Origin of the sequence: Sinobacterium caligoides (assembly GCF_003752585.1) — a bacterium.
Lineage (GTDB): Bacteria > Pseudomonadota > Gammaproteobacteria > Pseudomonadales > Sinobacteriaceae > Sinobacterium > Sinobacterium caligoides.
Genome location: NZ_RKHR01000003.1, coordinates 324,902 through 348,629 on the forward strand (window position 1 = coordinate 324,902; position 23,728 = coordinate 348,629).

Below are 23,728 nucleotides of genomic sequence, written 5' to 3' on the forward strand. Positions count from 1 at the left end.
TCTCACTAACTCGACGAAAAACGCAGTATACCTCCTTTCAACATCAACTGCTCTGTTATCCGTCGACACTCATGAGCCGGCGAGAGGCCTGCTGTCCGCTAGCCGCTTTCGCTTGAGTGACACAATTTCGACCATTATGCTTGGATTGATACAGCGCCTCATCTGCCCGGTTGATCATTGGCTCCGGGGAGGTCATTATCGCTTCAGCAGCAGCAACACCAAAACTGCAAGTGATAGCTAAGCCCTCACAATGCGCCGCCTCAACGGCCTCCCTACAGCGTTCCGCTAGTCGTACTGCATCTTCTAAAGTGGTATTCGGCAACAAAATTGAAAACTCTTCTCCGCCATAACGACCAACAGTATCCGTTTGCCTCACCGTTTTCTGCAGCACTGCGACGACAGCTTTTATGATGCTATCGCCCATCGCATGTCCATAGTTATCATTGACCTGCTTAAAGTTATCGATGTCGACCATAATGCATGACAACGGCTCACCGGCATTGACTGACTCGGTAAACAAGTCAGTAGAGCACTGATTAAACGCCCCCCTGTTCAAGCAGGCTGTCAGCGCATCATGACTGGCGAGATATTGTAACTCTCTATTTTGTGACTCGACCTGCTGCTTGGAGAGCCCCAGTTCTTCGAGCATCTCACTAAGCACTTTGTTCTTATGCTCGATCTCAGTAATATCGTCAAAGCTTACCATCACACCAGAGACTCGATTCCGGTCATCATTAATCAGCGAACAATTCACCGTTAGCACGAGTACCTTTCCAGCACCTGTCACTAACTCAACAACTTCATGCTGCACACCATGACGCTGCTGAAGAAGCCGACACCAAGGCAACTGCTCCGCCACTATACGTTCTCCGCTATTCGGTTTGCGCCAATGCAATACAGAGGGCTTGTGTCCATAAAAGTCGAGTCCACCAATACACGCCTTATCGCTGAAGGCCTGATTAAATAACACCACCTGCTCACTTTTATCGAGAATTAACACGCCATTTGTCAATACATCTAACGCGTTTCTCACCCTGTCTGGTATGACTGCATTAGGGTCGAGGTATCGTAAGCTACGACGAATCAATAGCCAGTAAAATAAACCACCAGTAAAACCGACAAAAACGACCAGCAACAACAAACCATGTATTTTAACACCTAACACGCTGAACCCAGGTAAAGGCTTAAAGACAACCTCAACCTGGCCATAACGACGCTGATCCAAGACCACAGGCAGAAGCATTTGCTCAACCGTACTTGAGTTTCTTCCCTCTTGCCATAGCCGCTGATGATCACCCGCTATCGCCAATAGCTGGCCATCAGAGCGGCGCATAGCCGCCGATAAAACACCATCGTTACGCGAAACAGCCGTTAGCAATAAACTATTTATCCCCTCCTGCTGTGGGCGTGCAACGGCGACCGATAGCTGTACGGCCAGCATTTCAACGAATTGCTGCCTTTGCCTAGTCGCTTCTCTGTCTCCTCTGGGGATCAAGCCAATAAAGTCAGCAACTAGAATCACGCTAATCGTCAAGCTAACAACACCTAAGGTAATTCTCATCGCAGGCGTCATTTTCATAGGTTATTCTCTAGCGCTATCTCCACCGGCACGAAAAAACCTTTGACGGTAATTAAGCTCATGATAAGAAAATTACTTATCGAAAAGTGAACCAACATCATCCTCGTCCTCATCTAACTTATTTTTATTCGTTGCTTCATCACGACGCTGATTGAGCACCGCTATAGGATCCAGATGACTCCATGCTGGCAGAACAGCCATCAACGATGAGCCCAATGCCACCGCTCGTAACAGCCAAGCACTCATCACTCCCATCGTGGTCAACCCCATTGCCCCAAGGCCTTGACGATAACGCTCATCCTCCTCTGCACGCTGCTGCAATTCTCGCTCAAACTTCTCCATCCCCTGCCATAAAATGCCCTGCTCCATAGCAAAACCGCTACTATCCAACTCAGCCATTGCTCGCTCGCTATCTACTGTCCGCAGCAATACATTCAGTGGCTCAGGCACCACCCGCAAGACCCTGTCATCATCGAGCCCGCGCTCAAAGCCTGCCAGCTCTGCCAACGGTTCGACAAAGCCGTCCATGCTCAAGATATCCTTCAGTTCCGGTAACGGCAAAATATCGAGACCATTTACCACTGGCGCGACGGCATCAGCAGGTTGTTCAAGCAATTCTTCACTCTGCGAGCTAGCGTCAAATTGTCCCGATAGACTTCGCAGATCATAGCTGCCCTCGTCTGCAATCCCGGTGGCGGGCTTCCATACCATCATCTTCTGGCTAGCGTCTTCGACTAACGTTTTCTCTATTGAGGGTTGTTCTACCGGTCTCACCAAGTCCGCGATGATATTAATAGTGATGACTACCTCTCGAGCAACACCATCCGACGCCGTCACCCAAAAGCGTTCCGTCACTTGCTCACCACTGTGCATCCCCTCAACAGCGTCCGCCTTAGGCTGATATTGCCATTGGCCATCTTGAACGCTAAAGCTACCAAAAACGCCATTCTTAACCGTTTGAAAAAACATCGGCTCAACCGCTGCGTCGATATCTTGGATGCCTATGCTAGCCGATATGCTGGGAAGCTGATCAATATCTGATAATTCCAGAGTCGCTGCAAACAATCCACTAACCCAGGCCTGATCGTCAACTCCTGCAACGACGATCGAAACCTGCTTGATATCACTCTGCAAGCCATACTCATCAACCGCGCAATAACTAAACACAACCGTTTTACTGTCGCCCTTCGCTAGGTAAGAAAAGCTGTTTCCTGGGTTAAATTCAAAACTTCCATCGGCTGAAAAACGAAGTTCACCAAGTTCAACATTACTCACAAGCCGGTAATCAACATCATCACCATCGATATCAGCAGCAGTGGGAACACGATTGGCGACAACAGTATTTTGATCACTATTAAAGCTCGCCTCATCAGCCACTGGCGCATCATTGACGCCGTTTATCGTGATCGTAATCGTCTGTACTTCACTCAACTGCCCATCAAAATCACTTGCGGTATAACTAAACTGCACAATCGCAGTTTCCCCTACGCTCAATCCATCATACTGACCATCAGGGTAGAAAGAAAAACGACCATCCGCTTCGAAAATCAAACGACCTATCCCTGCATTATCATCAGGACCTGAGACCAACTGATAACCAAAAGGGTTTAAGTTATCATCGTCATCCAGCGCCTCAGGTACACGTGTATGCAAATTCTTATCGGCTTTGACACTAGTCGAATCATCACTGGCAACAGGTTTCGAGGCAGCGGTAATATAGAGCGTATCACTGCTAAACAAAGCCCCCTCTTGGATGCCTTGACTCATTATTCTGGCTTGCTCTGCCGTTATTGCCTGATCAAAAACCTGCAAATTATCAAAAAAACTTTCAACACCGTTTACGGAGCCAATTAATAATTTTTTGCCCCCCAATGAAATATCACTATTAATTAGCTTGTAACCAGAATCAACCCTCGCGACTTCGATACCATCGACATAAACGACAAGATTGTCGCCATCGTTAGCGATTGCTATCTGATGCCATTGACCGTCATTAATTTTCACCCCGGTATCGGTGTTCCACACCCCCTTACCGTCGGCATTTTCGTATAAGTTTAACTCGCCAGATCGATCCAACCACAATCCGAAACCACCGATCTCAGCCGGTCTTGCGCCGATTAAGTAAGGACTTGTTAACTGCGTCAAACCACCGGAATCAGTCGTATTTACCGCGAACGCCATAGTATAGCGACGGCGATCAGGATCAAAAAAATCGCTGGGCAAATAAACATCATTCGAACTAGTGGTCTGCAGCACGGTATTATTTGCATCTGCCGGGTCAGGCACAACCTGTGCCCCCCCCCCTCCCAAATCGTTGCCGATGCCAGCCGTCGTTGCGCCTGAATTAAAGTCGACGATAACTGAAGTATTATCGGAGCTCGTTGTTAAAGTAAGTGCTGATTCCAGCGCTCCATTCGCCGAAAATAACAAACCATCGAGCGCGGCGTTAATATCTTCGATCGTTCCGCTGAACACAAGCTTGCTATCCTGCTCACCATCACCCTGACGAAATGACAGCCCCGCTGTTGTCGCCAATGTTAACTCACCATGGTCCACGCTTAAGCTAACCAGTAGCTCACCAGAATCAACATCGCTTACCGTAATTGCATTGCCATTAGCAACCGAGAAAACAACATCATCACCCGGTGCGACCAACTGATGTTCTGGCATGCTATTCACAGCCACATCATCAATAGGGCTAACACTCAAGCTGTGAGTGGCCAAAGTCAGCGAGTAGTCATCACCATCGAACGCACTATAGGTAAAATCCGTGCTACCTACCCAATCCTCTGCAGGTGTAAAAACAAGCCCTCCTGCCGTGACAGCAGATGACGCAATTAGGTCGCCTACTGAAACCTTGTTACCTTGAAAAAAAAGCTCCCCGTGAGATGGCAGTGAGTCGATACGATACGCCTCAAGAGCATCGCCAGGGTCGGCTTCTACAGCATCGAGGTATACGCTCTGAGCAGTATCTTCAAATATGACACTCTGAGAATCGACGGCCTGAGGTGGCGTTTGATCGGCATAGAATATTTTTACTGCGATAAAGTCAATCGCAATGTCATCACTACCTCCTTGGTCCAACACCACCGCTCTTGCACGAAAGTTATCGGCTGATAACTCTTCATTATTCCACTCACGCCCCCATAGCTCCGCACCGCTATCACCGATGCTCGCACTGCCGTCACCAAGACCAGCCAGCCACCCAGTCTGCTTTGCCTCCGTCCAATGATTACCGCCATCCCAAGAGAGTTCAAAGGCAATGTCAGTCTTTTTCAACCATGAATCACCGTCTACGCGCAGTTTAATACCATTGATATGTGCCTTACTATCAAGTAGAAACTCAAAACCTGAGAGGATGACTGCCTCTCCTTTGCTCGCTGTGCTAAAGCTGCCATCCTTGATAAATAGCTGGTGGCTCTCCACCCAGCCATCATCACTTTGGGTTGCTTTAATCATTGCAGTATTTGCCAACGATATTTTTGCATCAGCCAGTATATTGCTGTTAAGTGCGCCTTCGAAATCACCATCACTGTCAGCACTGGAAACCTCCAGCTCCCAGTCTCCGGCACTACCCGTCATATTATTGGAGGCAAATACGTCGACAGCGGCTAAATCCGCTAGACGTTCGATAAAATCACTACCCGGGGCTGCCACCTCGCAACCGTAAAGCCCAATTTCGGCATCATCATTAAACAAGCTGCCCAGCTCTTTGATCAACTCGTTGTTGTCCTTGAGAAAGGCTTCATCAATCGTATCTTTGCCCAGCTCAAAGGCCGACGGTTGTCCATGACTCACAATAGCCAGGCTGTCAATTTTCTGCGCAGTTTCTTTCGACCAGAGCTGCAGTTGATCGATAATAGAGGCTGCGGTATCGGTGCGACTATCAAAAGCCAGCAGATAATCATTATCATGAGCCGACGCCTCCAGTAACTGTTGCTCCTCAAGAGTGCTATCGACCAGCAATACATCAACCGTTGCAGAATATAAAAGGCGCTCCTCCATTATTTCAACAACAGGCAAACCGAGTTTATTTTTGTTTTTGATAAGCTCACCCCCTATTAACAACCAGCGATAGATATAGTGACTAACTGCAGACCCTTATCAGAAAATAATCAAGATCCCTGGAATTTCACATGACACTTCAAACCACTAGGTATTGAAAAGTCATCGTTAACAAGCTCAAGGTGAACACCAAATGTCCCACTTGCAACATCAATTCCTCGATCAACCATTACCACCTTGGCATCTCGTTCCACCCCGTTCATAGGCTCCTGAAGGCTTACCGCAGCAGCCTCACCGACGCTGATTTTTGAAAACTCTGACACGGGAAGCAACACCTTTACTCGCAGCAAGCTTAGCTGCTCCAACAACATAATCGGCTCATCTTTAACATACTCCCCCTCCGAGCGAATTAACTTAACAACGACACCGTCAATAGGGCTTACTACTGTCCTGCGCTGGAGCCCCTGGCGTGCTATTGCGAGATCTAACGTCGCCAAATGCTTATTATTTTCCGCTGTTTTAAGTTGCTGCTCTGAAACTAACACTTCTGTTTTAGCCTCGTCGAAAACAGAAAAAGGTACTGCTTTTTTATTGTACAAGCCTTCAATGCGCGCAAGGTTACGACGTGCAAACTGCAAGTTCGCCGAAGCGAGAGAAACCGCCTCATTCATTGCCGCCTTTGATTTTCGTAATTCCACTGTCGCCTGTTCAACCCCTGACTCTAAGCGGGCCAACTCCTGACCTTTTTCTACTCGCTGACTCCTCGCAACACCTATATGCTCAATCAATCCCGTATCATCAAAACTGATCTCTACACGCTTCCATGGCTCGACAAGGCAGTCATAACTATTCTCTGGGCCAGCCAGTAAATTTACAGAGTAAAAAAATAGAAAAACACATAACGCCACTTTCCCCATATTCGAAGCACCTACCTTGGCATAACAGAAATAAATAATTGTGAAAACGAGCGCCACAATCGTTGTGCGATGGTCTGTCGCTCTAACTCGATACGCACCCACGCCTTACCACCAGGTAAAATATATCTCTCATTAAAAATTTTATCGGGCAAAACAACTTCTACAATAAAGAAATCCGTCATGGCAGTATTCCCTGATACATCGAGCTTATCGTCTACCGCAATATCACCACCATAAGCAGCCCCTAAAGCCCGACTAGGTAAAACCCTGGTGGCATCAGGGAATACCTGAAGCAGCTTCGCCGTAGATGGCTCTAATGGGCGACTCGCCAGCCTTACAGTAACCCTGCTCTCGCCAGCGGGCAACAAGGTAATATCATCTTGGTTTACAACAGCCCTTATTATTATTTTTGTCGAATCCGACACGTAACCCAGTATTTCACCTTGACTAACATAACGCCTGCTGGAGAGTTCAGCAAGCGGATTATAATAAAAGCGGCCTGTTAAATGGCTTGATATTTTTAATGATGCGACCTTCTGCTCCACGTCCTGTTGTCGTTGATGCGCCAAGTTCATCGCATCTAACAAATCTGACGCCTGCGTTGGCTCCTCAGCCAAACGACTATGGTAGCGCGCTGACGCCTCAAGCAGCTCAGCGTCAGCTAACTTTTCATCGGCCAATAACAGCTGATTAGATAGAGTAACAAGACCATCACCCTTGCTTACCCATGCGCCATTCCCCACTTCTATACTTGAAATATAGCCAGGAGCATTGCTATATATCTCAGCTTTTTCTGGCTGCCAAACGACCGCTGGAAACACTTTGCTATAAGGAAGAGGTAAGAAAAAACAAAGTAGAAGTAAAGCCAATGTCACCGCTCCAGCACGTAACGAGCGCGTGACATGCACACCTTCTTCACCGTAAAGTAAATATTGTAATAATTTTATTATTGGTAATAGTAGTGCCTGTACAAAGAACCATAAACAAACAAACAGCCCTAGCAACCAATAAAACTTTAGCGCTAAAAAGCAAATTGTTAACATCAGAAACCAGCGATAAAGCTGAGCTAAAACGCCATAGCACAGCAGCCAAACACGTTCACGAACGTCACCTGTAAAACGTAGAGTGACTTCAGCAAAAAGGTAACGCCGAAACAGATAGCGCCAATAAAGTGTTGAGCGTGTTGCCAAGTTAGGGATTTCTATCGCATCGGCCAATAGATAGTAGCCATCAAATCGCATCAGCGGATTAGCGTTAAATAGCAGCGTGGAGAGACTACATAACCAAAAACAGTTGTAGGCAAGTTGGCTTATTAAGCCTGGCTCGACCAGTAACCAGGTTACTAAAGATATAACAGCGAGGGTCAACTCTGCACCAATACCCGCTGCATCAACGGCCATGCGCTGATACTTACTAGAAAAACCGGTTGCCTCACTCGCATCAACATAAGGTACAGGCACCCCATACATCATCATTATGCCCGTTTCTCTCACTACACCGCCACCATGGACTACTGCGACACCGTGCGCCAGCTCATGCAGTAGCTTTGTCAATGGATAAAGCAACAGCAACCACAACCAATTCTGCGGCCGTAATACTTGATCAATAACGTCGTGGGTCAGGGCAGACCAGTTCTGTAACACCAGGAAAAAGCCGATGACTAACAACAACCCCCAAAGCCAATATAGATGCCGCCGAAATAACGGTGACAACCAACTATAAAGGTAAGTTAATAGCTTTGACGGATCCCATAATGGCAGGCGAACAGACATTGGGTTTTTTGCAATCCGACGCCAAAGAGGCAGGTTATGCGGGTTCTCCGCTGGCGTAGTACTTGAAGCCACGATGCCCTGAGCGATAAATTGACTCACTAAAGCCATCAACTCGTGGCGCTGCAACGCTCCACCTTCTGCCCGCAACTGTTCTGCGATAAGCGATAACGATCGACTGCCATCACACAATCTCAGTACATTCCAAGCCTGCTCATTCAGGCGCAATAGACGCGCGCCTCCCTCACGTCGCAATACGTACCACTGATCGCCACGATAACAACGTCGATCAATACTGACGCCAGCGACCAATCGAGGCGTAAAGCCACTCGCCTGCTGCCAGGGGTCCTGGTAGAGGGAGTGCCGGCCAAGCTCTCCTTGTATCATAGCTTCCACCACCACAGCGACAATCGCTCAACAAGCGGTTGTGATATTCGCCATAACAAACTTCGCTTCCCTACTTTTACTCGAGCAACACCGTGCATCCCGGCAGTTAATTTACTCTTCTGCTCATCATCAACGAGCAGCTCAGCTTCAGCTACAAAATAAAAACGACCATTTTCTAATACTGCCACGGGCATTACACGCTCTACCGTCAATGGCAGCGCTTGATTTGGCAGACTAGAAAACAACACATCACCATGCTGCTCCACTTCCAGCTGAGGCAGATCACGCTCTTGCACTTGCAACTGTAAATCATAAAGATCTGTAACGCCCACCTTGAACAGGCTTTCACCTCGAGACAACGGTGCACCTAATCGCTGCGATAGATCACCACTTAACACGACACCACTCAAGGGTGAGACGACTTGACTACGTGACAGCTGGTTTTCCAACAGCTCCAGCTGGGCTGATGCTTGAGCTAGCTGCGCCTTAGCGATATTAAGCTCATCACGCTTACCACTGGCTAGAGCACGGTCATAACTACGCATATATTGCCGTTGTTTTGCCTGCCAGTTACTTCGCTCTAGCTGTAGATCAGTATCATCAAGTAAAGCCAGCAACTGACCTTTTTCTACCCTATCACCTGGACGGACTTGCACAGCAGCAAGGTAGCCATCAGTCGCTGCAGTCACAACCCGCTGTTCCCGACTGACCAGCGTACTTGGCGCCGAGATATAATAGTCAGTTGGACTCAATAATATGGCAACAAACAATAGCCCTAGCGCTAAGGCAGCTATTTTTAGCCAACTAGGCCATCGCCTAATTTTCGTCAGGGCCTTAGGCTTTGCCTGCTGTCGCCGTAACGTCCAGATCGCCGCCACCAACAATGCTAATTGCTCAAGTAACAACACACGCTCACGATCATCCAGCCCCACCAAAGCCAATACACCCACCAACTTCTTTTGATGAATAAGCGGGATAGTGCAAACTGGTTGATTAACTTGGCTCTGCCACTGCAGATGTAATCGCTCTCCCTGCTCTTCGCTAGAACTAAAGCAGGTCGTTAGCGATCTCGCTGTCTCTTCAACAGCTTCCAGCATGAATAATCGAGCAACGCTATCGACCTGCTGGCACGACTCAGCAACAACAGTATTACGAGAGATGTAATCCTTATCGCAATCCACCAATGCGATGCTGCTGCAGCCAACAACCTCACGCAATGACGATAGCCATTGCTGCCACTCGCCTTGCTCTCCTGCACTCAACAACGCCTGGCTTAACAACTCTAACAATGTCTTAAAACGATCATCACGCTGTCGATAGCCTCTGCGCTCTTTAGCTAACCAGGAGAACCAGTCATTCGCCCTCAGCAGTTGCTCGCTGAGCTGTTGAAGTAACGTCATCTGTAGAGTACGTACGCGAAACAAAGCCACGCCAAAACAGCGCTCATCTATAATAATAGGGCAAACGATGAAACTATCGGAGCTCTCAGTATGATGAAAAGAGACGCTGTCTCCCCTACACTGCTGCCGACCAAAATCAACCAACGCTTCATCCAAGCACGCCTGCAAAGGCCACTGCGCCACCAATTCACGCTCTGAGCTCTGCGTATCGCCTAACAGCACTGCTGCCATCGTTATCTGGGGGTGCTGGCGGCACTGGATATCAAGCCAGCCTTGCGTCGTAGGGTCCGAAGTCATCTAACACCGTTATTATTATTCTATGTAAGACAGATGCCTAGCAGCGCCCTTCAATGTCAGCCAGCTGTCGCTGCAAACATCATATTATGGCACTCAAGTTAGACTAATCACTCTTGATCTACAGCGCAAGCCCTCACTAGGCAATCGCTCACCGCATTACCTAGCCCCAAGCAATACGAGCAACTTACAAGCTGTTATAATAAATAAAGACAAGCCACCTGTAATCGCGCGCGAGAATATATGATCCAACTATCCAAAACACTGTTCAAGGTTACCAGCTGTAATGAGTTTATAGCCGAGGTCAACATTGCCGAAAACATTATCGCCAAAGCAGAAGCTCGCAGTAATAACGATGCGATAAGCTGGCAGTTCGATAGCGCCTTCATTGACACCAAAACGAATAAAGTCAGTGCCATTTTTATCAATGCACAAGCACCTAAGCAAGACGAGTTTAACCTTACCTATAGCGCCAAAGCCGCCGACAACTGGCTGATCAGTGAGTTTTGTAGTCTAGACAATTAACGCATTGAATAATGCGCTAACACCGTAACTAAATGTTGCGGTTAAATTTTTGACAAAAAAAAGCCCGCTCATCTGAGCGGGCTTTTAGTATATGGCATCCCGTAGGGGACTCGAACCCCTGTTACCGCCGTGAAAGGGCGGTGTCCTAGGCCTCTAGACGAACGGGACGCGATGCCTTGCGAGCTTAGAACGCAGTCTAAATTCGCTCTGAGGAGGCCAACTCCTCAAGACGGGGGAGATAATATGCTTCCTGAGATTTATTGCAAGCCTTTATTGTCGATTAACTTAATTTTTTATCTTGCCACTCGCTGATGACAGATAACAACCTCTCCTGCCTTCGTATCTAGCAAAGATATATCAAGCTGATAAGCATCAGCCAAGACAGAGCTCGTTAACACCTCCTTTGTCTCTGCGACCATCAACAACCGCCCCTCCACTACCAACGCCAGTCGCTTGCAATAACGTAAAGCCAAGTTTAAATCATGTAATACCACTGCCACTGGCCCAACATCGCGAGCATGATTAGCTAAAAGCTGCATAATCTCTAACTGGTGCGCCGGATCCAACGCAGCCACAGGCTCATCAGCCAGGATAATCGCAGGCTCTCCTGCTAAGAGTCGCGCCAGCATGACCCGCACCTGCTCTCCACCAGAGAGTTGATCAGCAACGCGGTGCCGCAACGCCGTCACATTCGCAGCCTGCATAGCCCATAGCACTGCCTGCCGATCCTTGTCGCTGAGCCGACTGTGTATCGACTGATGCGGCAGCCTGCCCAAGGTCACTACACGCTCGACCGTTACTGGCCAAGCTACCGGTGCATTCTGTGCAAGATATCCAAGGTGGCGTGCCCACTCTCTACGACCATACTCAGTAGAAATTCGCCCACCCAGCGTTACCGAACCGTGCGCTGGTTGATTCACCCCCGCCAGCAATTTCACCAAACTACTCTTACCTGCGCCGTTAGGGCCAATAATGCCAAGCATCTCCCCCTCTTCCAACGCTAGAGAGATACCTTTGACAACAGCCCCTTCTTGTTGCGGCCAGACCAAGTTCTCGGCCTTCAAGCCTAGCCCGTCTACCATTGTGCCTGCCCTCTTTGCCTAACGACCAAGTAGAGAAAGAATGGCGCTCCCATCAGCGTAGTCACCACCCCCACCTGCAGTGGCTGACTTCCTATACTACGACTGGCAATATCGGCTGCCAATAATAAAGCAGCGCCACTTAGAGCACTCACAGGCAGTAACCGCGAAGGCTGATAGGCAACTAACGGGCGCATCAAGTGCGGGACAACCAAACCAATAAAAGCGATATTACCGCTAACAGAAACTCCTGCCCCGACAATCATAGCGACACCGATAATCAGCATTAAGCGCTGTCGATGCACAGCCACACCAAGTGAATTTGCTGTCTCCTCTCCCAGCGTCATGGCATCTAACAGTCGACCGCAAGAAAACAACAACACAAAACCTAGCGTCATAAACGGCAATACGAAAAACACATCACTTAAGCTGCGATTAGCCAAAGACCCCATCAACCACAGCACCATTTCATTGAGAGCAAAGGGGTTTGGTGCCAAATACAGCGCCAAAGCTAACAGCGAACCCGCCAAGGCATTGATCGCCACCCCCGCAAGAATCAGACTGCCACTCGCGACACCAGAGAGTAGCAAGACAGCAACCACCGCGATCAAACCGCCTAACACACCAGCCGCAGGCATCATCATCCAATGCAGGTTAGCCAAACCAAAGTAGAGCACCAAAACCGCACCTAAAGCACTACAGCTCGACACACCCAGCAACTCTGGCGAAGCCAGCGGATTACGTAACAACCCCTGCAAGGCAGCACCACAAGCAGCAAGTCCTGCGCCTACAATCAATGCCAACAACGTTCGCGGTAAACGTAGCTCGACAACCACCAAACCATTAATAGAGCTATCACCCGCCATCAAGGCCTGCCACAACTGCTGAAGTGTCAGCGACACCTCTCCGGTCATTAATGACACGGCAACCAACACAGACAGGACGATCGATAATCCAACAATCAAATACCGATCACGGTCTAGCGCCAAACTCTGCTCATTAAGTTTCACCCTATTTATTCCCCATGCTCAAGCTCTAATATTCTCCGATTGATCAGCTCAGCCGCATCCACTAACTCAGGGCCAGCACAAATCCAGTATTTTGCGGGCACATTAATCCTACGCCCCTTTTCTAACAACACCTGTAATGCCCGATGAGATAACACCTGCTCAGCACGAGAGGCGCCGTTTAAGCTATCGCGCTGCATCAAAATATAATCTGGCTGCCATGACAGTAACTGCTCTAAAGACACGTAGCCCCAACCATTTGCAATATCCAAAGCCGCTACATTAATCGCCCCCATACGCCGTAACAACTGGTCAGGGAGCGTGCCACCACCCGCCACATATAAGTTCGCTGACACAACCGCGACTCGTACCGGTGGCAGTGTATTGTCAAGCTTAGACAACCGTTGCTGAAACTCGGCCGTCATCTGGCGCCCCCGATCGCCCTGCCCCAATAACTCAGCGACATCCTGAATGTAAGCAGGTACGGCCGATAACTGCTGCGGCAATTCATAAGGTTTATAGTGATAACCAAAGCGCTGCAGCCATGCAGCTAGAATAGGGTCTGTATAGTTCGTCGCTAAAACTAGATCAGGGTTAAAGCCAACAATTTTCTCCGCATCCTTGCCGACGCTGGGGTACTGCAAAGCTTCTTTTACATAGTTTGATAACAGCTCATCGCCAGCCAGCTTTGACACCGCAGCAATTTGTTGCGGAGCTGCCAACGCCAACACTAACTGATCAGTACACAGATTCAACGACACCACACGTTGCGGCTCAGCCCTTGTTGTCGACGAGAGCAGCAACAAAGTTAATAGTGCATAGCTTGCCAGCGGGCCATTAAACGCAGCCTTTCGGCTACTCAGCGAGCCTGATGCAAGCCAGAGACAGCAGCGCGACCACCAAACCAGCACACCAATACGGGTATGTAACATCAACACTATATAACCAACCACCTAGTAGAGGACCTATGACATAGCCAAGACCGGGGGCCGCTGACAACAATCCGGCCAACGCACCTTGCTCGTGTGACTCCACAGCGAGTGACGCACTGGCATTATAACCGGGAGCAGCAAGCCCCATGCCCAGGCCAAAAACCGCCATCGCAACCGCTAACAATATAAAGTCATCGGCGAACACTAACATCAAATAACCCGTTGCCGCCAGCGGTAAACCCAGCATCAGTAAGCTCTGCGGCGAACCTCGCCAACGCTGAACAATGAACAGCTGCGCCACTAGCATTGCTCCTGAAGAGCACATCATACCAAAAGAGAAGTGTTGTGCGGCCTCAATTGGGTCTAAAGCTAGACGATCTTGAAAGTAAAAGCCCAAGGTCTGCTGCACCATAGCCAACATGACAAACATCGATAAGCCTAGCCCAATATAAATCCGAAAGCGCGAATCAAAGAAGCTCAACTTCTTTACCGTCAAGCCCAGATTGGGCTGCCGACTCTTAGGCAGATAAAAATATATAATAACAGCGACCACAAAAGTTATAGCCGCCTGAAGATAGAGGGGCGCTAGAAAGCTGTAGCTCGCAAACCAGGCCAATGCAGGCCCCACCATGATACCAATACCATTCGCAGCGGTTAGCCGGCTAACGCCACGAGTTCTTGTTGACGCGTCGGTACAATCAGCCATAAAGGCCATAGAGGCTGGAAACGTTGCCGACATCACCAAAGAGTGCAACACACGACTCAACAACAGTGTGCCTAGTAGCCACCAGCCCGCCAAAATCATCGCCTGCCCTAGGTGTACGACCACATTAAATAACAGCATCCCCAAACAATAACCAAACAAGCCGATGACGATAACAGGCTTCCGCCCAATGCGATCTGAGCGCCGGCCCCAGAAAGGGGTAATCAAAAAATAACTGAGTGACGAAGTTGCGATTAACAAGTTAACGAGTAACTCCAGCGGCATCTGGTAATGCCAACCTAGCAAGGAGAATACTCCGTCAAAATCAGCAAACAATTCTCGCCCCAGCATAGGGAGCACGGCAAAGACAGCCGTTTGCCCCATACCCATAGCAAATGTTGCCAATAACAAAAGATTGAGTCGACCTGTAGGCATCGGTGCCGGCATTTTTTCTTTTCTAACCACGTTACTGCTTCTTATTTATGTCGGTAGTCGCACGCTACAGTTACAGCCGCTGAATCACAATGTACAGGCTCCCCCGTTTTCACTCCTCTCACCCTTAGCGGTGCAATAATGTCCAGGGACTGGCCAATTTACCACATACAGATATACAACAGCTGTTGAACAAGAACAGCAGCACTGCATTAAAACAATCGTGTTAATTGAAGGCTCGATTAATGAGTTTTAAGAAATCATAATGTGTTCATAGTCTACTTAGTGCGAATCTATAACATCCCTGAATTAATTGACGTTTTGCCATCAAAATAGACGCTTTTATACAAATAATATGGACGATCATAATTGGCAGCGCAACGCTTTCCTGTTAATGTTAACTCGTTCATATAAAAATCAATAAGAGTTGAACTATGAGAATGCGAACGTTGATATTCTGGTCGTTCTTAGCCTCTGCTGACACAGCTTTTGGCGCCTGTGAAACGCCCAAAAGCCCAGAAATAGCTGACGGCCTAACGGCGACAAAAATCGAGATGGTAGAGTCAAAAAAGATGGTCTCTCACTACCTCAAGAGCTCAAAGGAGTACCTCGCCTGCCTAAAAGCAGCTGAAGCACTCGACGAGATAGAGAAACCCAAGATTCAAGGTGGATATACTGAGAATTCGGAAAAATACGTCTCGGCAGTCAGTGAGATGAGCCGAGTGAAAGATGCTTTCATGCATCAGGTTAGCCTCTTCAAAAGCCGATAACAGCCCTTTTTTGGCTGTCTCTCCCCCTCGCTTTTCTCTAAAGCCCACGATGTTAGCAAGCGCTAGCTTGAGCGTATATAACAACACTCCCTTTACCACACTGACGCGACCAACTATTCGTTACGTGACTCCTTACGCGAGAGATTGTTCCTCAAAAAATAACCAAGTGCCTGCATTAACAGCCGCTCACCACAGATAAGGCAGCACAGCTTTACGCCGAGCAGGATACTCCTCCTGAAAATGCTCAAGATACCAGCGATGCGTCGAGAGACCTGTTGCCAATAACGTCAACGCCACCCACAGCGCATACACTAACCCCGGTAACGACCACGACATAACGGCAAAGCCAACCCACTCGAGTATTTCACCAAAATAATTAGGGCAGGAGACAAGCCGAAAGCAACCACCCGACGGTATTTTGTAGCCACTCTCCCCCGGCTTTCGCAGATTAATAAGAATATTATCCGAATGAATGTTAATCGCGAAGCCAACCAAAAACAGACTCATACCAACAATAAAGCGCGGGTCCGACAACCAGGATAGAGGGTAGGCCTGTAAACTGCCAAAGTAATGACCGATGAGGTAGCCGTTGACGCTATAAAACGTCATCGTCACCAGCACGATACTCACCGCCATTCGTTTTCCCTCAACTTTAATCCGGTGAGGATAAATTAACGCGCGATTTGTGTAATGTAAGGCAAATACGGCAACAAAAACTGCAGAAATGTTGAGCGGTTGATCACCCTGAAAGAAGAAATACAGCACCGACAACAAGATCGGCGTCTCCATGATAATCCAGCCCCAGCGCTTATCGATCGTCCCGAGACCATACAGGGATGAGTTATCAACACGATTACTGATAGGTAGCTTCTTGCCAAGATGAATAGACAGCGCCGAGACTATACCCAAGCAGCCCCAGCAGAGAATGAAAGTCGTGTAGCTATTGATATCGAGCGTTGTCAGAAATTCCATTAAAGGGCCATTGTCTTAGCAATTTGCCCTTACTGTGCCGCAGCCTGCCAAGCCGAGCAAAACTAATTATCGGCATTCTTTGAAAACTCACAGAAAAAGATGAGGCCTACGGTCGGCGCTGCTGCATACAGCGCAATCAAACAGGTTGAGAAAACAGCTCAGGGTTTTCCTGCAGCATTGCTCGCACAGTATCGACAATCACCTGCGTCTGACGATCCACCTCAACGTTTACACGGTCACCGAGTTGTTTTTCGCCATGCGTTGTTACTCTTAATGTCTCAGGGATAAGGCAGACTGAAAACTGACAAGCATCACGATCAACGTTCGCGACGGTTAAGCTGCAACCGTTAAGACCGATAAAGCCCTTTTTGAAGATGTAAGGCATCAACGCCTTAGGTACTTGGTAGCTGATCTCGACATTATTTTCCGTCTCAACGATCGAGCTGACGATGACCGTGCCGTCGACATGCCCTGAAACGTTGTGACCACCGTTCTCCCCACCCTGCTTCGCTGAACGCTCGATATTAACGAGGCTGGCTGGCGCAAACTCGCCTAATGTCGTCAAACGTAACGTCTCGGCCATCACATCGAAGCTGACGGTATCGCCTTCGATATGCGTGACCGTCAGACAGACACCGTCCATACCGACACTGGCGCCAATAACCAAGTCTTCTAAGAGAGCTGTAGGAAGCTTCACCTGCAGACGATTAAGACCCTCTAAACGCTCTACCGCATGCAGCGGGAACGCTCCCTGTACGATACCTGTATACATAAAACCCCTCTATTAATGCTTTCTCGCCGTTGCGATAATCGCCTGTGCCCGCTCAGATAGCTCGCTAGGCGTTAACTCAGCGACCTGCTCTTGACTTAGCGGTGGATGAATATGGATATGCGCACGACCAAAACTCGGAATATAGCCGCCCACAGGTAAAATTTTCTGCGTGCCATTTATCGTAACCGGCAAGATTGGCAGCTCCAAATCTTTAGCAATAATAAAGGCCCCCTTTTTAAAAGGCAGCATCTCTGGAGTCGGTGAGCGCGTTCCCTCTGGGAAAAACAATACCGAGACCCCTGGGCGGAGCGTCTTTTTCAAGTCATTAAGCTGACGCTTAGCGACATCACGATTTTTTCGGTCGAGAAAGATATGCCCCATCGCCGCACTGCCCCAGCCGATAATTGGTATCATACGCAGCTCTTTTTTCATCACCCATTTCAGGTCTAGGTCAAGCCAACCGTACAACGCCAATATGTCAAACTGCGAGATATGGTTAACCACAACCACATAACTCTGTTTCGGGTCGAGATTCTCACTGCCCGTTAACTTCACAGGTGAAGGCAGTAACAGGTAGGCCAGCTTGCCCCATGGTCGCGCAACGTACCTGCCCGCAATTCGCTCATCAAATAGGCAGAGTACAACACAAAAAATCAATAATACAAAAGAAAGCGCGATATAAAGAGGTAAGAAAATCAAAGCGCTATAGACTTTGTGGATCAGCCGCAATACCGCAATCATCTTTGCGCGCCGTGACGAAGCATCTTGAAAGTAAGGCTCAGCCATAATTTTTATCACTTACAAAAGGGTTGGAACGACGCTCTTCCCCGAAGGTCGAGTTAGGACCATGGCCGGGAATGAAGTTAACGTCATCGCCCAATGGCCATAGCTGATCCTTGATCGAACTGATCAACTGATCATGATTACCACGAGGGAAATCAGTACGACCAATAGACCCCTGAAATAAAACATCGCCTACTAATGCCAGTTTAGCCTCACGATGATAAAAAACCACATGACCCGGTGTATGGCCTGGGCAAAAGAGAACCTCGAGCTGCTGATTGCCAAAAGATACCGTGTCCCCCCCCTCTAACCAACGCGATGGGGTAAACACCTCTGTGGCTGGAAAACCCATTGCCTGACAACTGCTGGGCAACTGTTGAATCCAAAAATCGTCCTCGAGGTGCGGTCCCTCGATCGGAACACTGAATTGGTCACTCAGCTGTCCCGCAATGGCGCAGTGATCGAGGTGACCATGAGTGATAAAAACTTTCTCAAGCTCTACACCCAGTTGATTGAGCGCATCAATCAATTTCTCAACATCACCACCTGGATCAACAATCGCCGCCTTCTTGGTGTCTTCACAGACTAGAATAGAACAATTTTGTTGATATGCCGTCACCGGCACGATCGCAACTTTTAAGCCCATTTAACTACCTAATGTTTACAGACAACACAAATCGGCGGCTAGGATATCAAACATTCCACCACCCTGACACCAGCTTATTGCTGCTAAAATACCACAATCTGACAGGGTGTAAAGATACAGTAAAGACATCAGCCTGCTTGCCGTTCCAAATAAAGCCGCTAAATATTACGATTGCTGCAACTGCCAGAGTGAATAATAGTAGCCCTGCTGAGACAACAACTGCTGATGCGTCCCCTGCTCTACCACCTTGCCTTGATCTAATACCACAATATTATCGGCGTCGATGATCGTCGAGAGACGGTGTGCGATCACCAAACTTGTGTGCTCCTTAGCAACATTGCTGAAGGCCTGTAAAATTGCCTGTTCAGAACGACTATCAAGCGAAGAAGTCGCCTCATCAAACAACATAATTCTTGGCTTTTTCAGAAGCATACGAGCTATTGAGACGCGCTGCTTCTCGCCACCTGACAGCTTCAAACCCCGCTCACCCACCTGGGTATCGAGCCCCTCTGGCAACCGGCCGATAAAGTCAGCCAGGTCCGCATGGGCAAGAACCTGCGTTAACTCAGCCTCGTCACTAGCAGGATTACCGTAGCGAATATTATTCCCTAAAGTGTCATTAAAGAGCACCGTATCTTGCGGCACAACACCCAGTAGTTGTCGCCACGATGCCAGTTTTAACTGACGAATATCCCTTCCGGCACAGCTGATACGGCCTTGATCGACATCATAAAAGCGAAATAACAATCGGCCCAGCGTTGATTTACCCGAGCCACTGGCACCGACTAACGCCACCTTCTTACCCTTCGGCACCTCGAAGCTAACCCCATCCAAGACTTTACGCTGACCATCATAGCTAAAGTGTATGTCGCTAACACTAATACCGTCGAAGCCCTCATCGGCATTAATAGCATCTGCACAATCAACAATTTTCGGGCGATGCGTCATCAGCTTGAACATCGATTCAACATCAATAAGGCATCGCCTCACCTCACGATAAATAAACCCCAAAATATTGAGCGGCATAAACACTTGCAACATGAACGCATTGACCATGGCCAAATCACCTAAGCTCATCTCTCCCGCTGCTACTTGTGTCGCCGCCATATACATCACTAATGTGACCGAAAGAGCAATAATCAGTGCTTGCCCACTATTCAGTAGAGCGAGGCCTAAATGATTATGCACCTTAGCGTCCTCTCTACGTCGTAGGTTCTCTCGATAAAGATCAGCCTCGTATGCCTCGTTATTAAAGTATTTCACTGTCTCGAAGTTCAACAGACTATCGACGGCTCGTGTATTAGCTCGACTATCTTCCACGTTGGCCTTGCGAACAAAACGGCTGCGCTTATGCGTCGCCCAAACAGAAAAAACGACATAACTCACCACCCCCGCAATAACAACGAGGGCGTAGCTCAGCGTCGTCGTCGCCGCTAAAACCCAGCCCACCATAATTAATTCGATGATAATCGGCGCGACACTAAACACCAACGAACGCAACAAAAAGCTAATGCCACTAATCCCCCGCTCCATATCACGGGTAATCGCTCCCGTCTTTCGTGACAAATGAAAGTCGAGGTCAAGGCTGTGTAGCTGCTGAAATAATTTCAAGCCAATCGCACTAAGACTGCGCTCAGCAACCCGACCGAAGACCGCATCTCGTAGCTCGCCAAACAACACTGCTGAAAAGCGCAACGCACCATAAGCCAGCACGAGTGCCACCGGTACTGCTACCACCGTCGTCACCGACTCAGGAAGACCGCTACGATCAAGGTGATCAACGATATACTTAAGCACTACAGGAATGAGGACATTGGCGCCTTTAGCCACGACCAACAGTAACAACGCAAAAATCACCCGCACCGGGTAAACCATCAAATAAGGGATTAAACTACTAATAACACGCCAATCAGCCTGTTGAGATTCTTGGCTATCACCACTCGACGCATTCTTAGCCTTTTGACGCATATGAAACTCCAAAATTAAAAAAGCGCTGACAGATATCACGGTTATCTGCAACGCTACAACAACTTTACTGTTAAAATCAGGGCTGAATGAGCCGATGACCAATAGGATACCATGCTAGCTGAGCGCCCCAACGATGAAAAAAAAGCCGCATTAATACTATCTGGCGGTGGTGCACGTGCCGCCTACCAGGTGGGTGTACTGCGAGCTACCGCCGAGATGTTTCCCAAAAAGGCCCACAACCCTTTCTCTGTCATTACCGGTACATCCGCCGGCGCCATCAATGCCGTCGCCCTCGCGGCAAGTGCAAACAACTTCCGCCTAGCGGTAAAAAAAGTCGAAGCCATCTGGCGAAACCTGCACGCCAGCTCAGTCTACCAAGTCAAAACCATGGAACTGGCGCGGTGCTTCGGCCGTATTCTACTCTCCTTGACCAATCAGGGCATCGACAATAAGCACGCCATCGCACTACTGAATACCGCCCCTCTTCGGGAGCTACTCACCCACTCTATTCAGTTTAAAAATATTCAACGCCGTATTGATGCCGGCCACCTTGATGCGCTGGGCATCACCGCCTGCGGCTATAGCTCAGGGGAATCGGTCACCTTTTTCCAAGGTAAAGAGTCAATTGAACCCTGGCGTCGACCACGCCGCCACGGCCGCCGAGATGAGCTCAGTGTCAGTCACTTACTCGCCTCATCTGCTATTCCTACTGTGCTCCCTGCCGAACCGCTCGGTGCTGAATATTTCGGTGATGGCGCACTGCGGCAGCTGTCACCCATTAGCCCTGCACTCCACCTCGGTGCTCAGCGTGTGATGGTTATCGGTGTCAGTAACAATGAACAGCAACTTAATAACGTTAAGAAAAACCTTCATTCACCCTCTATCGCACAAATCATTGGCCACGTCTTCAATAGTGCCTTTCTCGATTCACTCGATAATGACATCGACCACCTCATCGCCCTTAACGATATGGTGGCGACGTTGGAAAACGATGCGCCACACTTACAAACCAACAATCGAAGAAAAATTGGCTTGTTAGTCATTAATCCCAGTGTAGAAATTGACGAAATCGCTGCCAAGCATTTCACCGCTCTGCCGCGCGGCATGCGGGCATTAATGCGCGTCATCGGTGCTACCAAAAGCGCAGGAGGTGCCAGTCTAGCCAGCTACTTGCTGTTTGAAAAAGACTTCTGTCGCGAGCTTATCGAGCACGGCTATCGGGATGCACACCGGCAACGTGACGAAATCATCGAGTTTTTTACTCACTAAAATAGTGTTATCAAAACAGCAGATATAAAAAACGCGACAATAAAGTCGCGTTTTTTATATTACTGGGACGCCAACTAAGGCTGAGGAATAAGCCCTGGCGGTAAAGGCATTGCCTTGCCATTAAGATTGACTTCACCCTTATTAAATGAGAAATCAATTTTAAATGTCTTATCGAGATCCTGTAGCATCCCTTGGCCCGCCAGCATCATCAACGTCATTGATGCCTGCTGTTGCGCCATCTGACGTGCTTCTGCCATATCCTGTGGTGCTTGCTGCTGATTCGCCTGCTGTGCTGTAAAGAACTCAGTAGCGATTTTCTCTGCCAGAGGCTTATCGGCAGTAAACGAGCTATCAAAAACAGTATGCTGCAACCAAAATGCATTATCTTCTAGCTTAATATTGTCAGCATTAACACCTTTAACAGCTAGGTTCGCATGACCGATAAAGCTGCCCTCTGGTAAAGTTACTGCGAGCTTTTTAATATTGAACTCAGGATCGTTCTTCAATAGCAGCGGTAAGCTCTTCAGTAAAAGCGCCTGCATATTCTCGGCCTCGAGCGCGCTGTCATCAAGCTGCTCTAGCTGCTCGCTATAGAAATCATTAAACTCATCACTGATATTCTTCACTTCGATCTCTAAGGCAAGATCACTGGCAGTGTGCTCAGCCACTGTCACCTCAGCTGCAGAGTAAGCAACGGTCGCATCAGCCAATTTAGTCTTCGCGTCATAGTCACTGCTCACATCAACCATGAGTTTCTTCAGTGCAAACAGTTCACCTACATCGAGCTGGTCAAGGCTGAAATTCGCAGACATGTTACTCAGTTTACCGTCAACAAACTTATCGAGATCTAGCTCCGTCTCAAAGTTCACATGCAAACCTTTAGCGACAACACTACCGCCTTCGATAGGGATCAAGAGACTCTCTGCTCCTCCCTCATACTGAACAACGCCACGCCCCTCACCCTGGCCTTGGTAGCCACTAAACTTAACCACCCCTGCCTCTGAGTCGATTTCGAAAGGCAACAGACGCTCTGAGAAGTCAATCTTTTGTAGCAGGCCTACAGAGCCTGAGAACTGATACAAGGGCTGGCTATCATCCCAACGCAATAGCGTCTTTAACTGCTCACCGGTTTCTACCTCTAAGTGCCATTTCACCCAGTCTAACGAAGGTGCGCCATCAAAAATCACCGGGCCATGAGCCACTGATAACGGCAGTTTAACCGTAAAATCATCTTCGCCTGCGCCCGCCGTGGCCTCACCATGAAAAGTGACATTGATCACGGCATCGGAAGAAAACCAGCTTTTATTGTAATCGCTGAGCGAAACTTCCAACATAGGTGAACGATTGAGGGTTTTGACCATATCCTCGAGACGGTTTTCAACGGCGTTACCAACAAACTTCGGCGCAATCGCTAGCCCCGCAACAATTAACGCACTCGTGACAATAACAGGGGTCTTCATGAAGCTTCCTTTTTCATCCAGGGAGCCCAGCTGCCCCCATAAAATTAAATATATTTATT

The 23,728-nt window shown here is 48.5% G+C and carries 18 protein-coding genes and 1 tRNA gene; 3 read left to right on the forward strand and 16 right to left on the reverse strand.

What is annotated here, in order from left to right:
• Positions 1-55: 55 nt before the first annotated feature.
• From EDC56_RS01660 to EDC56_RS01680, 5 genes are all read right to left on the reverse strand, one after another.
• Positions 56-1,579: a sensor domain-containing diguanylate cyclase gene (locus EDC56_RS01660; RefSeq protein ID WP_123710794.1), complete on the reverse strand. Its 1,524-nt coding sequence runs from the start codon at positions 1,577-1,579 to the stop codon at positions 56-58.
• A 72-nt stretch (positions 1,580-1,651) separates the two neighbouring features.
• Complete coding sequence (locus EDC56_RS01665) at positions 1,652-5,584, reverse strand: DUF4347 domain-containing protein (RefSeq protein ID WP_123710795.1); 3,933 nt, start codon at positions 5,582-5,584, stop codon at positions 1,652-1,654.
• Positions 5,585-5,694: 110 nt separating this feature from the next.
• The gene (locus EDC56_RS01670) at positions 5,695-6,501 is read right to left on the reverse strand and encodes an efflux RND transporter periplasmic adaptor subunit (protein WP_123710796.1); all 807 of its coding nucleotides are present in this window, start codon (positions 6,499-6,501) and stop codon (positions 5,695-5,697) included.
• An 11-nt stretch (positions 6,502-6,512) separates the two neighbouring features.
• Positions 6,513-8,657, reverse strand: a complete 2,145-nt coding sequence (locus EDC56_RS01675; RefSeq protein ID WP_123710797.1) for an efflux RND transporter periplasmic adaptor subunit — start codon at positions 8,655-8,657, stop codon at positions 6,513-6,515.
• Complete coding sequence (locus EDC56_RS01680; RefSeq protein ID WP_123710798.1) at positions 8,654-10,354, reverse strand: efflux RND transporter periplasmic adaptor subunit; 1,701 nt, start codon at positions 10,352-10,354, stop codon at positions 8,654-8,656. The genes EDC56_RS01675 and EDC56_RS01680 overlap by 4 nt, the downstream gene beginning before the upstream one ends.
• A 240-nt stretch (positions 10,355-10,594) precedes the next feature.
• On the opposite strand from EDC56_RS01680, the gene EDC56_RS01685 reads away from it, so the two are divergent.
• Positions 10,595-10,876 (forward strand): hypothetical protein, encoded by a 282-nt coding sequence (locus EDC56_RS01685; RefSeq protein WP_123710799.1) that lies wholly within the window; start codon positions 10,595-10,597, stop codon positions 10,874-10,876.
• A gap of 92 nt (positions 10,877-10,968) precedes the next feature.
• On the opposite strand, the gene EDC56_RS01690 is transcribed toward EDC56_RS01685, so the two are convergent.
• The 5 genes from EDC56_RS01690 to EDC56_RS01710 all read right to left on the reverse strand — a co-directional run bounded on the left by EDC56_RS01690 (position 10,969) and on the right by EDC56_RS01710 (position 15,062).
• Positions 10,969-11,044 (reverse strand) — tRNA-Glu (locus EDC56_RS01690).
• Between the two features lie 125 nt (positions 11,045-11,169).
• The gene (locus EDC56_RS01695) at positions 11,170-11,958 is read right to left on the reverse strand and encodes an ABC transporter ATP-binding protein (RefSeq protein WP_123710800.1); all 789 of its coding nucleotides are present in this window, start codon (positions 11,956-11,958) and stop codon (positions 11,170-11,172) included.
• The gene (locus EDC56_RS01700; protein ID WP_245980625.1) at positions 11,952-12,965 is read right to left on the reverse strand and encodes a FecCD family ABC transporter permease; all 1,014 of its coding nucleotides are present in this window, start codon (positions 12,963-12,965) and stop codon (positions 11,952-11,954) included. Before EDC56_RS01700 ends, EDC56_RS01695 begins: the two co-directional genes overlap by 7 nt.
• A gap of 5 nt (positions 12,966-12,970) precedes the next feature.
• Positions 12,971-13,894 carry an ABC transporter substrate-binding protein gene (locus tag EDC56_RS01705; protein WP_123710801.1) on the reverse strand — a complete coding sequence of 308 codons (924 nt, stop codon included), beginning with the start codon at positions 13,892-13,894 and terminating at the stop codon, positions 12,971-12,973.
• Positions 13,818-15,062 (reverse strand): MFS transporter, encoded by a 1,245-nt coding sequence (locus EDC56_RS01710; protein WP_148059277.1) that lies wholly within the window; start codon positions 15,060-15,062, stop codon positions 13,818-13,820. The genes EDC56_RS01705 and EDC56_RS01710 overlap by 77 nt, the downstream gene beginning before the upstream one ends.
• Positions 15,063-15,463: 401 nt before the next feature.
• Here EDC56_RS01710 and EDC56_RS01715 point away from each other — a divergent pair, with 401 nt between their 5' ends.
• A complete protein-coding gene (locus EDC56_RS01715) occupies positions 15,464-15,799 on the forward strand; it encodes a hypothetical protein (protein ID WP_123710803.1) in 336 nt (111 codons plus the stop codon).
• 186 nt (positions 15,800-15,985) lie between these two features.
• Here the strand turns inward: EDC56_RS01715 and EDC56_RS01720 are convergent, their stop codons facing one another.
• The 5 genes from EDC56_RS01720 to EDC56_RS01740 all read right to left on the reverse strand — a co-directional run bounded on the left by EDC56_RS01720 (position 15,986) and on the right by EDC56_RS01740 (position 20,940).
• The gene (locus tag EDC56_RS01720; RefSeq protein WP_123710804.1) at positions 15,986-16,771 is read right to left on the reverse strand and encodes a 3-oxo-5-alpha-steroid 4-dehydrogenase; all 786 of its coding nucleotides are present in this window, start codon (positions 16,769-16,771) and stop codon (positions 15,986-15,988) included.
• A gap of 136 nt (positions 16,772-16,907) precedes the next feature.
• Positions 16,908-17,543 carry a riboflavin synthase subunit alpha gene (locus EDC56_RS01725; RefSeq protein ID WP_123710805.1) on the reverse strand — a complete coding sequence of 212 codons (636 nt, stop codon included), beginning with the start codon at positions 17,541-17,543 and terminating at the stop codon, positions 16,908-16,910.
• A gap of 12 nt (positions 17,544-17,555) precedes the next feature.
• Positions 17,556-18,329: a lysophospholipid acyltransferase family protein gene (locus EDC56_RS01730; protein WP_123710806.1), complete on the reverse strand. Its 774-nt coding sequence runs from the start codon at positions 18,327-18,329 to the stop codon at positions 17,556-17,558.
• The gene (locus EDC56_RS01735; protein WP_123710807.1) at positions 18,322-18,972 is read right to left on the reverse strand and encodes an MBL fold metallo-hydrolase; all 651 of its coding nucleotides are present in this window, start codon (positions 18,970-18,972) and stop codon (positions 18,322-18,324) included. Before EDC56_RS01735 ends, EDC56_RS01730 begins: the two co-directional genes overlap by 8 nt.
• A gap of 165 nt (positions 18,973-19,137) precedes the next feature.
• Positions 19,138-20,940: an ABCB family ABC transporter ATP-binding protein/permease gene (locus tag EDC56_RS01740; protein ID WP_123711729.1), complete on the reverse strand. Its 1,803-nt coding sequence runs from the start codon at positions 20,938-20,940 to the stop codon at positions 19,138-19,140.
• 111 nt (positions 20,941-21,051) lie between these two features.
• Here EDC56_RS01740 and EDC56_RS01745 point away from each other — a divergent pair, with 111 nt between their 5' ends.
• Positions 21,052-22,209, forward strand: coding sequence for a patatin-like phospholipase family protein (locus EDC56_RS01745; protein ID WP_123710808.1), 1,158 nt, complete (start codon positions 21,052-21,054; stop codon positions 22,207-22,209).
• Between the two features lie 74 nt (positions 22,210-22,283).
• Here EDC56_RS01745 and EDC56_RS01750 read toward each other — a convergent pair whose 3' ends face one another.
• Positions 22,284-23,669, reverse strand: coding sequence for a YdgA family protein (locus tag EDC56_RS01750; RefSeq protein WP_123710809.1), 1,386 nt, complete (start codon positions 23,667-23,669; stop codon positions 22,284-22,286).
• Positions 23,670-23,728: the final 59 nt, after the last annotated feature.

Coding starts and splice junctions, on each gene's coding strand:
- EDC56_RS01660 (WP_123710794.1), bottom strand. CDS start 1,579: ATGAAAATGACGCCTGCGATGAGAATTACCTTAGGTGTTGTTAGCTTG.
- EDC56_RS01665 (WP_123710795.1), bottom strand. CDS start 5,584: ATGGAGGAGCGCCTTTTATATTCTGCAACGGTTGATGTATTGCTGGTC.
- EDC56_RS01670 (WP_123710796.1), bottom strand. CDS start 6,501: ATGGGGAAAGTGGCGTTATGTGTTTTTCTATTTTTTTACTCTGTAAAT.
- EDC56_RS01675 (WP_123710797.1), bottom strand. CDS start 8,657: ATGATACAAGGAGAGCTTGGCCGGCACTCCCTCTACCAGGACCCCTGG.
- EDC56_RS01680 (WP_123710798.1), bottom strand. CDS start 10,354: ATGACTTCGGACCCTACGACGCAAGGCTGGCTTGATATCCAGTGCCGC.
- EDC56_RS01685 (WP_123710799.1), top strand. CDS start 10,595: ATGATCCAACTATCCAAAACACTGTTCAAGGTTACCAGCTGTAATGAG.
- EDC56_RS01695 (WP_123710800.1), bottom strand. CDS start 11,958: ATGGTAGACGGGCTAGGCTTGAAGGCCGAGAACTTGGTCTGGCCGCAA.
- EDC56_RS01705 (WP_123710801.1), bottom strand. CDS start 13,894: ATGTTACATACCCGTATTGGTGTGCTGGTTTGGTGGTCGCGCTGCTGT.
- EDC56_RS01715 (WP_123710803.1), top strand. CDS start 15,464: ATGAGAATGCGAACGTTGATATTCTGGTCGTTCTTAGCCTCTGCTGAC.
- EDC56_RS01720 (WP_123710804.1), bottom strand. CDS start 16,771: ATGGAATTTCTGACAACGCTCGATATCAATAGCTACACGACTTTCATT.
- EDC56_RS01725 (WP_123710805.1), bottom strand. CDS start 17,543: ATGTATACAGGTATCGTACAGGGAGCGTTCCCGCTGCATGCGGTAGAG.
- EDC56_RS01730 (WP_123710806.1), bottom strand. CDS start 18,329: ATGGCTGAGCCTTACTTTCAAGATGCTTCGTCACGGCGCGCAAAGATG.
- EDC56_RS01735 (WP_123710807.1), bottom strand. CDS start 18,972: ATGGGCTTAAAAGTTGCGATCGTGCCGGTGACGGCATATCAACAAAAT.
- EDC56_RS01740 (WP_123711729.1), bottom strand. CDS start 20,940: ATGCGTCAAAAGGCTAAGAATGCGTCGAGTGGTGATAGCCAAGAATCT.
- EDC56_RS01745 (WP_123710808.1), top strand. CDS start 21,052: ATGCTAGCTGAGCGCCCCAACGATGAAAAAAAAGCCGCATTAATACTA.
- EDC56_RS01750 (WP_123710809.1), bottom strand. CDS start 23,669: ATGAAGACCCCTGTTATTGTCACGAGTGCGTTAATTGTTGCGGGGCTA.